Here is a 13702-nt window from a genome sequence, read left to right on the forward strand (position 1 = left end):
TCAGAAGTTCTTGCGCAGATCCATGCCCTGATACATCGACGCCACCAGATCGCCGTAGCCGTTGTACATCAGCGTCTTGCGCTTGGGCTGGAAAAAACCGTCTTCGCCGATGCGCCGCTCGGTCGCCTGACTCCAGCGCGGGTGATCGACGTTCGGATTCACGTTCGAAAAGAAGCCGTACTCGTTCGACGCGTAGGTGTTCCAGCTCGTCGGCGGCTGCTTCTCCACGAAGCGGATCTTCACGAGCGACTTCGCGCTCTTGAAGCCGTACTTCCACGGAAGCACCACGCGCACCGGCGCGCCGTTCTGGTTCGGCAGCACCTGGCCGTAAAGGCCGACGGTCAGCAGCGTCAGCGGATTCATCGCCTCGTCCATGCGCAGGCCTTCGGAATACGGCCAGTCGAGAATCGGCTCGGCGAGGCCCGGCATCTGCGAGCGGTCGGCGAGCGTGATGAACTGCACGTACTTCGCGTTGCCGGTCGGCTGCGCGCGCTTGATCAGCTCGGACAGCGAGATGCCGATCCACGGAATCACCATCGACCAGCCTTCCACGCAGCGGTGACGGTACACGCGCTCCTCGAGCGGCGCGATCTTGAGGATGTCGTCGATGTCCCAGACCTTCGCGTTCTTCACCTCGCCTTCCACGCTCACCTTCCACGGGCGCGGGCGCAGCGTGTGGGCGTTCTCGGCCGGATCGCCCTTGTCGGTGCCGAACTCGTAGAAGTTGTTATAGGTCGTCACGTCCTTGTACGGCGTGGCCTTGTCGAGCGCGACGAACTTCGGGTTGGTCTTCGCGGCCAGCTTGATCGCTTTCGGGTCGCCCGGCGCGTATTGCGCGAACGCATCGCGCGCGCCGAACAGACCGAGCCCGCCCGTCACGCCGCCGAGCGCCAGCGCGCCCGCCGCCTTCATCATCCGCCGACGCTGTTCGAACACCGTTTGCGGCGTGATCTCGCTTGCGGCGATGTCGTCGCCGGTGAGGATGATCCTGCTGCTGCGCTTCGTCCACATGATGTTGCCCTCGTCTGCTGTCTGCTGCCCTGCCTGTGTGTCGACCGGCTCCACGCTGGATCGTTCGGAGCCCTGTACCCAGGCAAACGCACGCGCCGCGTAATCCTTCCCATGCGACGAAAAAAAACCGCCGGAGCGCGTGGCGTCCGGCGGTTAGTTCGTTGTGCGGCGAAGATCGGTTACAGCTTGCCGTAACTATGCAGCCCCGAGAGGAACATGTTCACGCCGAGGAACGCGAAGGTCGTGACCAGCAGACCCGTGAGCGCCCACCAGGCGGCGACGCCGCCGCGCAGGCCCTTCATGAGGCGCATGTGCAGCCACGCGGCGTAGTTCAGCCAGACGATCAGCGCCCAGGTTTCCTTCGGGTCCCAGCTCCAGTAGCCGCCCCACGCCTGCGCGGCCCACAGCGCGCCGAGGATCGTGGCGATGGTGAAGAACGCGAAGCCGACGGCGATCGACTTGTACATGACGTCGTCGAGCACTTCGAGCGCGGGCAGGCGGTCCGCCAGCATGCCGCGCTCCTTCATGATGTAGGCCACGCCGACCATCGCCGACAGCGCGAAGCTGCCGTAGCCGATGAAGTTCGCCGGCACGTGGATCTTCATCCACCAGCTTTGCAGCGCGGGCACGAGCGGCTGGATCTGCTGCGCGTCGCGCGAGATCGAGTACCACATCAGGAAGCCCACGGCCGCGCTGATCACGAGCAGCACGAAGGCGCCGAGCGCGCGCGTGTTGTAGTGCTTTTCGTAATACAGGTAGAACAGCGCCGTGATCAGGCTGAACAGCACGAACACTTCGTAGAGGTTCGAGATGGGAATGTGGCCGACGTCCGCGCCGATCAGGTAGGACTCGTACCAGCGCACCATCAGGCCCGTGAAGCCCATCAGCACGGCCGCCCAGGTGAGCTTCGAGCCGATCGAGCCGCCCGAGGGCGAGCGCGAGAGCAGGCCGATCCAGTAGAACAGCGTGGCGAGCACGAACAGCGCGCTCATCCACAGAATGGCCGACTGGCTGGAGAGGAAGTATTTGAGGAAGAAGGCCTGGTCGGCGCGCGCGAGGTCGCCCTGATAGATCTGGATCGCGCCGATCGACATGACGGCGATGGCCGCCATCAGCAGGCGCGACGGCTTCCAGCGCCAGCCGAGCACGACGAGCGCCGGCACCGTGCCGCACATCACCAGCTTGTCGTAGTAGTTCATGTGCGCGTGGTAGCGCGACAGCGCGAAACCCGCGCCTGCCACCATCGCCAGGGCGAACAGCCAGTCGACCAGCGTCAGGCGGCGCAGGAAGGGGCGTTCGTCGAAGAAGTCATCGGCGGGCAAATCGTGCGCCGCCGTTTGCACCGCGGCGCGGTCGGCGCGGCGGGCTTTTGCGGATGAGGAAACCTGAGTCAAGTCCATGGGCTTACCGGTGTTGATCGTGAATGTCCGTGAAGCGCGCGCAAAACGTGGAAAGCGCGCAAGGATCGCGAGGATCAAGGTGCACGGTCCGTCCCGCCTTCGTTTGCATGGCGGTCCGCCTTGGCGTGGGCTTCGGCGTCCGCGTCGGCTTCAGCATCGGCGGCCTGCGCTTTCGCGCCGAGCGCGCGCGCGACCGCTTCGCGGGTACGGGCAAATTCCTTCTCGAAGTCGAGTGTACGGCGCGCGGTTGACATCGCCATGATGACGTTCACGCCCTGCCCGCCGCCTGCTTCGCCATTCCGGTCCTTCAGCCAGAACCACAGACGCCGCTCGCGCACGTAGAACATCGAGAAGATGCCGAGCACGAGCAACAGGCTGCCAAGATACACGACTTTTTTGCCCGGTGCGCGCGTCAACTGAAATACCGAAGCTTGCACCTGCTTGAATGAATCGAGCTGTAGATAGACGGGCGATCCATACAGAAAGCTGTCAGATACCGCATTGATCGAGTCCTGAACGAAGCGCGCCGAGTCGGCGTCCGGCTTCAGGTCGGGCTCGCCGGCCTGCTCGCGCGCGAGCTGCCAGAGATCCCACGTCGCGCCTTCGAGCATGCGCAGCAACAGGCCTGCGGCCTTTTCCTGCTGCTCCTTCGGCACCGACTTGTCGATGAACGCGGCCACGGCCTGGAAGCCGCCCTGCTGCGCTTTCGGCGCACCCTGAGTCGAATCGTCGGCGCCCGCGAACAGGGTCAGAACGCGCGACGCGCTGTCTTCGAGATGCTGCTGAAGCTCGTGGTTCGCTTCGGGAACCGAGCGCACGGCGAAGCGATGCGCCGCCTGCGCGCGCAGCGCCGGGTCCTCGTAAGCGGCGCGCAGCATCATCCATTCCTTCATGGTGCCGCCGCTGTCGGCCGGAATGCGCAGGTAACGGAACGGATCGTCGGGATTCTCGCGCATGCCCGCGAGGAACATGCGCTCGCCGTTCACGTCGACGGGCAGCATGTAGTTGTTGTACTCGCGCGCCTGGCCGTCCTTGTCGCGCACCTTGTACTGCACCGACGGCCCGACGTTATGCAGATCGAGCGGCTTCGAACTCTTCGCGCCCGAACCCAGACGCTCGTCGAACGCTTCCTTGAGCGTCTGATGCGCGACGCCGCGCGCGTCGGTCTGACCGCTGCCGTTCGAGATGTTCTCGACGTTGATGGCGCGGAAATCGGCGAACTCGATGGTCTGGCCGTCCACGCCCGGCACGCTCTGGCCCGCGGGCAGCTTCAGCGGCGCCGAGTTGCCGATCGTGCCGCCGAACGGGAAGCTTTTCGCGCTCGCGCCGCTCATCGGCCAGGCCGTCATCTGCATCTGCGAGCCGCCGTCCTGGAAGCTCGACTGATAGATCGAGACGCCGTCGTACGTGAACGGCTCGTTCACCTCGATGCGCGCCGGAATGCGCTGGCCCGTCTTGTGATCGATCACGACGATGTCGCTCGCGAACAGCTTGGGCATGCCGGTCGAGTAGTAATCGACGATGAACTTGTTGAGCTGGATCGAGAAGGGCAGGTCCTGGATCAGCGAGCCGTCGGGCTGATTCAGGATGGCCGTCGAGACGAACTGGCCTTCGGGCACCCACGCGTAGCCGCGGAAGGTCGGGTTCGAGGTCGAGAGGCGGTGTTCGGGCGAGATGTCGTTGATCACGGCATTGCTGCGGATCGGCGACTTGTCGAACAGCCACATCTGGAATTTGATCGGCAGGTTGCTGTCGAGCAGGCCGCCGACGCAGATCACCACGATCGCGAGGTGGGCGAAGATATAGCCGATCTTCGTGAGCGCGCCGCGCTTGGCCGCGATCAGCGTGGCGCCTTCGGTCTCGCGCGTGACGAACTTGTAGCCGAGGCGGTCCGCCAGCTTGCCGAGCGTCGCGGCGGTCTGCTCGCGCGTGGCGCCTTCGAGCGCGAACTCGCCCTTGTGATGGAAGGCGCGCAGGCTGCCTTCGCGCACCTTGTCCTTCCAGCTCTTCATGTCGGCGATCATCTTCGGGCCGTTGCGGATCACGCACAGCGAGATCGAGATCACGAGAAAGCCGAGGATGGTCATGAACCACCACGCGCTATAGACCGTGTAGAGGCTCAGCGAACGGAAGATGTCGGCCCAGAACGGACCGAACTGATTCACATAGTTGGGATAGGGATCGTCCTGCGTGAGCACCGTGCCGATGATGCTCGCGATGGCCAGCACGACCAGCAGCGAGATGGCAAAACGCATCGAACTGAGCAGTTCGACGGCGCTTCTCACCGCCTTCTGGCGGACATTCAACTGCAGACCCTGCGTGGTGACGCTCATTCAAACTCCGCTTCGAGTGCGCACGACGTGCGCGCTTACAGCAAAAAAGGGTGCGGGACCGCCGCATACGCGCGGCGCCCACACCCTTTTCTTGTTCTTCGACTCCGGCGAACCGGTCAATGCAGGCCGGCCGCGTAATCCGCCACCGCCTTGATCTCGTCGTCCGAAAGACGGTGCGAGATCGTATGCATCGGCTCGTTGTTGTTGCGCGTGCCCTGCTGGAAAGCCGTGAGCTGCGTAACGAGGTACTCCGACCACTGGCCCGACAAGCGCGGATACTGGATCGGAATGCCCTGCCCGGTCGGACCGTGGCAGGCGGCGCAGGCGGGCACGCCCTTGTCGGCGATACCGGCGCGCCAGATCTTCTGGCCCAGCGGCACGGTCTTCGCGTCGTGGGCGAAGCCGGGCTTGGGCGTTTGCGACGCGAACCAGGCGGCGACGTTGATCATATCCTGATCGGACAGCGCCGATGCGAAGCCCGCCATAATCGCATTATTTCGCGCGGGGGGCTTGCCGCCGGGCTGCGGCTTGAAATCCTTCAACTGCTTGACGAGATAGTCGGCGTGCTGGCCGGCGAGCTTCGGATAGGCACCGCCCGCGCTGTTGCCGTCGGCCGCGTGACAGGCCGCGCACACCTGCGCCGCGATCGCCTGCCCCCGCGCGAGGTCGGGCTTCGCCGGGGTTGCCGGATCCGCCGCCATCGCTATCATCGACACCCCTGCTGCAAGACCTGCCGTTACCGTAACAATCGCAAAATTGAGTACTTTCAGGGACTTGCACAGTCGATTCATTCGCGCACCTTGTTTCGTCTTGTGGGAATCAGGTTCTGCAATGTACGACGGCGACCGATCTCGCTCGAAAAGCCCGCGCCGGCCTCACGGGTCTTCAGTAAACCGTCGCATTGTACAATAGCGCGCAAGGCGCAACCGCGCCAGTCGGGCCTCTCCCCGATATCTCCATATCGTTCCCGGGCGTCTCCGGGCGAGGTAGGTCAGCCGCCTCGTTATTTCATAATGTGGTCCTACAGATGGCCTTCCTGCTGCATCAAGCCCGTTTCTTCACGACGGTGAATCATTTACGCGACCTGCCCGCCACGGCGCGGCCGGAAGTGGCGTTCGCCGGCCGCTCGAATGCGGGCAAATCGACTGCGATCAATCTGCTGTGCAACCAGAAGCGCCTCGCCTTCGCGTCGAAGACGCCCGGCCGCACGCAGCACATCAACTATTTCTCGGTGGGTCTCGCCGACGATCCGTCCGGCTATCTGGTCGACCTGCCCGGCTACGGTTACGCCGAAGTGCCGGAAGCGGCCAAGCAGCACTGGCAGCATCTGCTCTCGGTGTATCTGCAGACGCGCGCGCAACTGAGCGGCCTCGTGATGATGATGGACGCGCGCCGTCCGCTGACCGATCTGGACTGCCGCATGATCGAGTGGTTCGCGCCCACCGGTAAGCCGATCCACGCACTCCTGACAAAATGCGACAAATTGACGCGTCAGGAAAGCGTGCTCGCGCTGCGCACGACGAACAAGGCGTTCGACGAATACCGTCAGCAGGGCTATCAGGGCAAGCTGAGCGCGCAGCTCTTTTCGGCGCTCAAGCGTGTCGGGCTCGACGAGGCGCACGCGGTCATCGAAAGCTGGATCGTGCCCCAGGTCAGCCTCGGCGACACCACCCCCAAAGCCGGCGCGTAAGCGCGCCCCGGCTCCTCCGCAGTATCGGCGCAGGCCCCGCGCAGCAACGCCGCGGGGCGCGCCGCCGCCATCCGGCGAGTCCATCCCGATTTTTCTCTGCGTGAGTGTGCGGCAGCCCACATAAAGGCCGCCCGGCACACCGTGCGCGACGTCCAGAATATGCGTAATGCACGTTTTCGACTGCGCATAAAAAAACCCGCCGTAAGTGCCGGCGGGCTAAACAGCCTTATCGAAAAACGACAGGCACCCGCTCAGGGAGGAGAAGCGGGGAGTCTGGCGCAAGGCGCCTCGCTCGATCGGTATGATATACCATTGTCCTGAAAAGTTTCCTGCGCCCACGGCGCGGTTCCATTTCAAGCAATTGCAAATGAATTGCACGCGCGACCGCGGCTGGTTTTCAGCCCTGGCCCGCCGCCCCGATTCGAGATATCCGCCGACATGAGCTTCTATCCGCATCACCGTCCGCGCCGCATGCGCCGCGACGACTTCTCGCGCCGCCTGATGCGCGAAAACCTCCTCACCACCAACGATCTGATCTACCCGGTGTTCGTCATCGCGGGCGAGAACGTGCGCGAAGCCGTGCCGTCGATGCCCGGCGTCGAGCGCGTGTCGATCGACCTGCTGATGGGTGTGGCCGAACAATGCGTCGAGCTGGGCATTCCGGTGCTCTCCCTCTTCCCCGTTGTCGATCCGTCGCTCAAGACGCCCGACGGCATCGAAGCGACCAATCCCGACGGCGTGATTCCGCGCGCCGTGCGCGAACTCAAGAAGCGCTTCCCCGATCTGGGCGTGCTCTGCGACGTCGCGCTCGATCCGTACACGAGCCACGGCCAGGACGGCGTGCTCGACGAGAACGGCTACGTCATCAACGATCAAACCATCGAGATCCTCGTTGCGCAGGCACGTACGCAGGCCGAAGCGGGCGTCGACATCGTCGCGCCTTCGGACATGATGGACGGCCGTATCGGCGCGATCCGCGAAATGCTCGAGAGCGAGAACCACGTCCACACGAAGATCATGGCCTACTCGGCCAAGTACGCGTCGGCGTTTTACGGTCCGTTCCGCGACGCCGTGGGTTCGGCATCGAATCTCGGCAAGAGCAACAAGATGACCTACCAGATGGACCCGTCGAACTCGGACGAAGCGATGCGCGAAGTGCGCCTCGACATCGAGGAAGGCGCGGACATGGTGATGGTCAAGCCGGGCATGCCGTACCTCGATATCGTGCGCCGCGTGAAGGACGAGTTCCGCTTCCCGACCTACGTCTACCAGGTGAGCGGCGAATACGCGATGCTCAAGGCCGCCGCGCAAAACGGCTGGCTCGATCACGACAAGGTGATGATGGAATCGCTGCTCGCGTTCAAGCGCGCGGGCGCCGACGGCATCCTGACGTACTTCGCGCTCGACGCTGCGCGACTGTTGCGCGCGCAGAAGTAAGCGACGCGCTCACCGCGTTCAGATGCGAAAAAAGCCCCGGTTTTCCGGGGCTTTTTTCATTTGTGCGTCTTGCGGCGATGCGTGCCGATGCGTGTCGATGCGCGTCGATGTGCGCGGCTTACGACTGCGTGTTCGCCGCCGGGACCACGCGATCGAGCCGCGCGAGGAATTTGTCGGCGTTCTCGTAACCGACCACGCGCAGCACTTCGTTGCCCTGAGCATCGAAGAAGATGATGCCCGGCGGCCCGAACAGACCGAAGCGCTTGAGCAGCGCCTGATCGTCGGGGCTGTTGGCGGTCACGTCGGCACGCAGCAGGCCGAGTTGCGCGAGACGCGCCTGCACGCGCGCGTCGCTGAACGTGAACTTCTCCATCTCCTTGCAGCTCACGCACCAGTCCGCGTAGAAGTCGAGCATCGCGGGCTTGCCCGCCGACTTGAGCGCCGCGTCGAGTTGCGCCGACGAACGCACGGGCGCGAACGCGAGCGCATCCGCGCCATTCGTGGACGCGCCCGGTTGCGCACCCGCTACCGCCTCGCCCGCGCCTCCCGAGCGCGCGGCGAGCACCGCAAGCGGACGCAGCGGATCAACCGAGCCCGCCGCGAGACCGACGATCAGCGTCGCTGCCCAGATCGCGAATGCGGCGCCGAGACCGCGTCCGAGACGCCGCCACACATTGGTTGCGCCCGCATTCGGTGTGAACAGGCCCAGCGCGGCGGCGGCCAGCAGCAGCCAGAGCGCGGCGAGCAGCATTTGCGCGGTCGCGCCGAGCACCGGCCAGACGATCCACAGCGCGGCGGCCAGCAGCACGACGCCGAAGAACACCTTCACGCCGTCCATCCACGTGCCCGCGCGCGGCAGCAGCGTGCCCGCGCCGAGACCGAGAATCATCAGCGGCACGCCGAGGCCGATGCCCATCGCGAACAGCGCCGCGCCGCCGAGCACCGCGTTGCCCGTGTGCGCGATGAAGGCGAGCACGGCGAACAGCGGCGCCGTCATGCACGCGCCCACCACGAGCGCGGAAAGCGCGCCCATCACGGCGACGGCGGCGAACTTGCCGCCCGAACGGCCCTGCGACGCGCGCGAGGCGCCGTCCTGCCAGCGCTGGGGCAGCGCGATGTCGTAGCCCGCGATCAGCATCACGGCGAACGCGGTGAGCAGCACGGCGAACACGCCGAGTACCCACGGATTCTGCAGCCAGGCGCCCAGACTCTGGCCGACCAGCGCGGCCGCGATGCCGAGCACCGTGTAGACCAGCGCCATGCCGAGCACGTAGACGAACGAGAGCGCGAAGCCGCGCGAGCGCGTCACCTGCGCGCCCTCGCCGACGATGATCGCCGAGAGGATCGGGATCATCGGATACGAACAGGGCAGCAGGCTCAGGACCATGCCCGCGACGAAGTAAAGGCCGATCACCGCGAAGAAGCCGCCGCCTTGCAGCAGCGATTGCGCGTAGTCGGCGCTCGTGGCGCGTTCGTACCAGGGTTCTTCGGTGCTGCCGGTGGTGGTTGCTGCTGCGGTGATCGTAGTCGCGCTCGTAGCGTTCGTGGCGTTCGTCGACGCATTCGCCGCCTGCAGCGCCGCGCCGCTCACGTGATAAACGTGCTGCGCGGGCGGATAGCAGATGCCCGCATCGGCGCAACCCTGCGACGTCACCGTGAGATCGAACGCGCCGCTCGCCTGCTTCACCGGCACGCGGATCGTCAGCTCCTTGCGGTAGGTCTCGACGTTCTTGTTGAACGTCGGATCGAACTTCACGTGACCGGGCGGAATCTGCGCATCGCCGATCGTCGCGCCGTTCTGCGCCTCGAACGCGAAACGCTCGCGGTACATGTAGTAGCCGTCGGCGATCTTGAAGTGCACGTCGACCATGCCCGGCTCTTCGCTCGCGCTGAACGTGAAGGCCTGGTCGGGCGGCAGGAAGTCGTCGTCGGCGTGCGCGGGCGACGCGCCGAACAGCAGCGGCAGCACGCAGACCACAAACGCGAAGAACGACAACAGCGAGGCCAGCAGCGAAGCGTACGGCGCGGCGCGCAGGCGCCGATCGAAGCGGTTAGACATGGAGGGGACGCTGGGTTTCGGTATTGACCCACTGCCCGTAAGCGGTCGACGCCGTCGCCTGCCAGGCGAGGATCTCGGGCGTGTCGTAGGGATGCTGGGTCTGGATGAACTGTTCGAGCTCGGCCGCGCGGGCGAGGCTCGTCTTGAAAAGCAGCTGGATCTCGCTGCCGGACTCGATCTTGCCCTGCCAGTGATACTGCGAATGCACGGCGCCGAGCCGCGTCACGCAGGCCGCGAGCCGCGCCGCGAGTGCCGCGGAAGCGAGCTTGTCGGCGGTGTCCTCGTCGGGCACCGTGGTCAGCATCAGGGTCACATTGAGGGTCACGGCGAACTCCGGCTGGGCGTCCCGCGCGCGCCACCGCGTATGTACGCACGCGAAAGGCCGGGGACTTGAGGCAGGACGTTATCGTACCACCGCCATCGATTGGCTTCGTTCATGCACTCCGCGGCAGCGAAGCCAACAAGACGGGGCCAACCAGGCAAACGCGGCGGCTCGCGCTTTATTCCACGCACGCAACAGAAAAAGCCAGGACTGGTTGCAGACCTGGCTTGCGCGCGCCTTGCTCAGCGCTGGATCGCGCGAGATCCGTTAGTTGCCGGAAAGTCTGAGCGACGGCCGCACAACCGCGCCCGAGCGCTGAAGTTTGGCAATCTCGCGCGTCTCGAGTACGCGCATGAACGCGGCCCAGTCCTGCGCCAGCGCGGCCTTGTCGACCTTGTCGGTCTCGCCGAGCTTGAAGCGCTCGCCCACCCGATACGGCAGTTCCCAGGGAGCGCGGTGCCAGGCGCGTTCGGCCAGCGCAAGCAGTCGCGGATACACCATGTACTCGAACAGTTGGTCGTTGCGAATCACCTCGGCCCACGCCTGCCCCTGCATGCCCTCGATGTGCGGCGCCGTGCCCGCAGTCGTGATCTCGAACGGCTTGCCGTCGCGATCGGGCATGATCTCGGCGTTCTGCGGCAGATTGTCGGGCGCAAGCGAAAAGACCTTGAAGCTGTCCGTCGCGTGCGAGCCCCAGTAGTAGCCGCGCTCGTGTGGATCGATGGTGTACGGGAAATCGAAGTAGAGGTAATCCGGCAACGCGAGCACGCCCCGATAGCCCTTCTGGCTCCACGACTGAACCGTGTCCGCGCCGCCCCAGTAAAGCGTGTCCCAGAGCGTCACCATCACGCTTTTCGTCGCGAAGTCCTGCGGGCCGTTGGCGTGCTTGACGCCGTCCTGCCAGGCCGCCATCGCGTTGATGCCGTTGGCGCTGACAAGCTGGCTGACATCGGTCGCGAACTTCGTCGGCAGTTCGTCGACCGAAGCGACCTTGCCTTGCTGAATCCACGCCGCGCACCAGGGCGAGCGCGCCCACGGCTTGTCCTGCGCCGCGAGATTGATGCGGCCCTTGCCGGCGTCGCTACCGTCGAGCGCCTGGAAGCCCGAGCCGAGCAGGATGTTCTTCGCCTCGTCGCCGCCGAAGTGCCAGAGCGAGAGCGGCGCGCCCGCGTCCCGGTGCATCGCCGCGATTTCGCCGATGACCTTGTTGGCGAAGCGGCGCGCGCTCTCAGAACACGGATTGAGCGCCGTGCGCCGGTCGTAGAACTGCACCGACGTCATGTTCGTGGTGTCCTGCGGATCGAGCAGCCGGTATTCGTTCGCTCCCGGCTCGTCACCGTGCGCGTGCAGCTTGCGGTAACGCGCCTCCATCGCCACCACGGCGGCCCGTTCGTGGGCGGGCATGTCGATTTCGGGAATGATTTCGATGAAGCGATCCGCGGCGTAGCGCACGAGCGCTACGTAGTCGGCGCGGCTCAGGTAGCCGCCGCCCGATTCGTTGTTCGGGCCCGAAGCCAGTTGCGGCGGCAGACAACGGTTCTCGTCGGGATCATGGCAACGCTGGCCGCCGATGTCGGTCAGCTCGGGCAAGCCGGGAATCTGGATGCGCCAGCCTTCGTCGTCGGACAGATGCAGATGGAGGCGATTGAGCTTGTAGGCGCTCATCTGGTCCATCAAGCGCTCGAGCGTGGCCGGATGGCGGAAGTTGCGCGCGAGATCGACCATCATGCCGCGATGCGTGTAGCGCGGCGCGTCTTCGATCGTCAGCGCGGGCACGCGGCCGCCGCCTGCGGGCGTCAGCGCAAAGAGCGTCTGCACGCCGTAGTACACGCCGGCGGCGTCGTAGCCGTCGATGGTCACGCCGCCGCGCGCGATCGTCAGGCGATAGCCGCCCGACACGGCCACGTCGCTGGGCAGCGCAGTGGGCGCGATGCGGCCCGTCACCGCGACCGGCGTACCCGTCAGCCCGAGCGCCGATGCCCGCGCCTCGAGTGCCGCCAGTTGCCCGGCCTGAAGATCGGGCGCCGCGAGCGCCACGCCGCCGACGCTCAGATCGCCGTCGCCCGCCTGCTCGCGCAGGACGGCCGGAACCGCGCGCGCCGCGACCTGCTGCGCGGACGGCGCGGCGGCCTCGGCGCGGGCGCGCTGGATCTGCGCAGGCGTCTGCTCGAAATCGGCCGCGCTGTCCGCGTTGGGCGGCAGACCTTCGACGTACTGCGTTTCATCGTCGGTATTGTTCGCCTTGAGGACAACCGCCGGCGCGCCCTCGACCACCACGTAGGCACGCGGCAGCAAATCGCTATAGCGCCGATACCAGTATTCGCCCACGAACGGCACTTCGAGACGCTGCCCCGGCGCCAGCGTAAACGCCCCTTGGGCCGGCGACAGGGCATACAGATCGCCCGTGATGTGACGCCACGCGATCGCCGCATTGTCGATCGCCAGCACGCGCCGGATGCTGTGCAGATAGAGCGTCCAACCGCCCGCGCTCACGGGCTCCGAGCCGCGATTTTCGAGGATCAGGCGACCGCGCGCGCAACTCGCCCAGTCCGCGCCGAGATTCGCGCAGGACACGCCCGCCTGGCTCGCATCGTTCGTATCGATCGCGACGCTCAGCTTCAGGCTGTCGCCGAGCTTTGCGGCCTGGGCGCCGGGTGACTTTGAACTGTCGAGAGAACTGCCGCAAGCGCCGAGCGCCAGCACGGCAAGCATCGCGCAACACGCCATGACGAATCGAAGCGCCGAACGCGCCGCGATATTGCATACTTCACGCGCACTATTACTACGGAATCCTAAAATATTTTGGGACCAGTGATCCATGTCTCCTCCATCGCCGGCGACGCCCGCTTCTGTCCCTGACTATACGGTGACGATTCCGCGCCGAGGTCGCAGTACGTCAAGCTCCGCTGTCTTTAAGCAAGCAGATCGAGGATCGGTTTCCAGTCTGGAGGCGCCCAAAACAAAAAAGCCAGGCTAGGCCTGGCTTTTTCGCACATCGCTCAATACGGGATTGAGCGACTGAAAGCTTATTCCGCTTCCTGGATGTTCTCTTCCGTGACTTCCGGACGGTCGAGCAGTTCGACCAGTGCCATCGGTGCGTTGTCGCCAACACGGAAACCGAACTTCAGGATACGCAGGTAGCCGCCCGGACGGTTCGCGAAACGCGGACCGAGCACGTCGAACAGCTTCGTGACCGAGTCACGATCGCGCAGGCGGTTGAACGCCAGACGACGGTTTGCCAGCGACGGCTTCTTGCCCAGCGTGATGAGGGGCTCGACAACCTTACGGAGTTCCTTCGCCTTCGGCAGCGTCGTCTTGATGACTTCGTGCTCGATGAGCGAGTTGGACATGTTACGGAGCATTGCCAGACGGTGGCTGCTCGTGCGGTTCAGTTTCCGCAGACCATGACGGTGACGCATTTCAATTTCCTTGAAACAAAGTTTTGGTCCA

Annotated in this window: 10 protein-coding genes; 2 read left to right on the forward strand and 8 right to left on the reverse strand. The window is 65.1% G+C overall.

The features are described from left to right. The 4 genes from msrP to U4Y88_RS33740 all read right to left on the reverse strand — a co-directional run bounded on the left by msrP (position 1) and on the right by U4Y88_RS33740 (position 5535). The gene (gene msrP / locus U4Y88_RS33725; protein WP_310631325.1) at positions 1-1011 is read right to left on the reverse strand and encodes a protein-methionine-sulfoxide reductase catalytic subunit MsrP; all 1011 of its coding nucleotides are present in this window, start codon (positions 1009-1011) and stop codon (positions 1-3) included. A gap of 179 nt (positions 1012-1190) precedes the next feature. After that, on the reverse strand, positions 1191-2411 hold the full coding sequence (gene ccsB, locus U4Y88_RS33730) for a c-type cytochrome biogenesis protein CcsB (protein ID WP_321789195.1): 1221 nt from the start codon (positions 2409-2411) through the stop codon (positions 1191-1193). A 74-nt stretch (positions 2412-2485) separates the two neighbouring features. After that, positions 2486-4744: a cytochrome c biogenesis protein ResB gene (locus tag U4Y88_RS33735; RefSeq protein WP_321789197.1), complete on the reverse strand. Its 2259-nt coding sequence runs from the start codon at positions 4742-4744 to the stop codon at positions 2486-2488. 116 nt (positions 4745-4860) lie between these two features. Further along, the gene (locus U4Y88_RS33740) at positions 4861-5535 is read right to left on the reverse strand and encodes a c-type cytochrome (RefSeq protein ID WP_224018157.1); all 675 of its coding nucleotides are present in this window, start codon (positions 5533-5535) and stop codon (positions 4861-4863) included. A gap of 236 nt (positions 5536-5771) precedes the next feature. On the opposite strand from U4Y88_RS33740, the gene yihA reads away from it, so the two are divergent. Continuing rightward, a complete protein-coding gene (gene yihA / locus U4Y88_RS33745; RefSeq protein ID WP_310631329.1) occupies positions 5772-6434 on the forward strand; it encodes a ribosome biogenesis GTP-binding protein YihA/YsxC in 663 nt (220 codons plus the stop codon). Positions 6435-6872: 438 nt separating this feature from the next. Continuing rightward, positions 6873-7871, forward strand: a complete 999-nt coding sequence (hemB, locus tag U4Y88_RS33750) for a porphobilinogen synthase (RefSeq protein WP_224018153.1) — start codon at positions 6873-6875, stop codon at positions 7869-7871. Positions 7872-7989: 118 nt separating this feature from the next. Here hemB and dsbD read toward each other — a convergent pair whose 3' ends face one another. From dsbD to rplQ, 4 genes are all read right to left on the reverse strand, one after another. After that, complete coding sequence (gene dsbD, locus U4Y88_RS33755; RefSeq protein WP_321789199.1) at positions 7990-9930, reverse strand: protein-disulfide reductase DsbD; 1941 nt, start codon at positions 9928-9930, stop codon at positions 7990-7992. After that, on the reverse strand, positions 9923-10255 hold the full coding sequence (gene cutA, locus U4Y88_RS33760; RefSeq protein ID WP_310631331.1) for a divalent-cation tolerance protein CutA: 333 nt from the start codon (positions 10253-10255) through the stop codon (positions 9923-9925). Before cutA ends, dsbD begins: the two co-directional genes overlap by 8 nt. Before the next feature lie 264 nt (positions 10256-10519). Further along, on the reverse strand, positions 10520-12964 hold the full coding sequence (locus U4Y88_RS33765) for a family 20 glycosylhydrolase (RefSeq protein ID WP_321789201.1): 2445 nt from the start codon (positions 12962-12964) through the stop codon (positions 10520-10522). Positions 12965-13278: 314 nt separating this feature from the next. Beyond that, positions 13279-13671 carry a 50S ribosomal protein L17 gene (rplQ, locus tag U4Y88_RS33770; RefSeq protein WP_027819334.1) on the reverse strand — a complete coding sequence of 131 codons (393 nt, stop codon included), beginning with the start codon at positions 13669-13671 and terminating at the stop codon, positions 13279-13281. Between the last annotated feature and the right edge of the window lie 31 nt (positions 13672-13702).

The organism is Paraburkholderia sp. J94, from assembly GCF_905220285.1.
Classification (GTDB): domain Bacteria; phylum Pseudomonadota; class Gammaproteobacteria; order Burkholderiales; family Burkholderiaceae; genus Paraburkholderia; species Paraburkholderia tropica_A.

Bases quoted from the DNA above. Each gene is read 5' to 3' on its own strand.
- msrP (WP_310631325.1), bottom strand. From the start codon at position 1,011: ATGTGGACGAAGCGCAGCAGCAGGATCATCCTCACCGGCGACGACATC.
- ccsB (WP_321789195.1), bottom strand. From the start codon at position 2,411: ATGGACTTGACTCAGGTTTCCTCATCCGCAAAAGCCCGCCGCGCCGAC.
- U4Y88_RS33735 (WP_321789197.1), bottom strand. From the start codon at position 4,744: ATGAGCGTCACCACGCAGGGTCTGCAGTTGAATGTCCGCCAGAAGGCG.
- U4Y88_RS33740 (WP_224018157.1), bottom strand. From the start codon at position 5,535: ATGAATCGACTGTGCAAGTCCCTGAAAGTACTCAATTTTGCGATTGTT.
- yihA (WP_310631329.1), top strand. From the start codon at position 5,772: ATGGCCTTCCTGCTGCATCAAGCCCGTTTCTTCACGACGGTGAATCAT.
- hemB (WP_224018153.1), top strand. From the start codon at position 6,873: ATGAGCTTCTATCCGCATCACCGTCCGCGCCGCATGCGCCGCGACGAC.
- dsbD (WP_321789199.1), bottom strand. From the start codon at position 9,930: ATGTCTAACCGCTTCGATCGGCGCCTGCGCGCCGCGCCGTACGCTTCG.
- U4Y88_RS33765 (WP_321789201.1), bottom strand. From the start codon at position 12,964: ATGCTTGCCGTGCTGGCGCTCGGCGCTTGCGGCAGTTCTCTCGACAGT.
- rplQ (WP_027819334.1), bottom strand. From the start codon at position 13,671: ATGCGTCACCGTCATGGTCTGCGGAAACTGAACCGCACGAGCAGCCAC.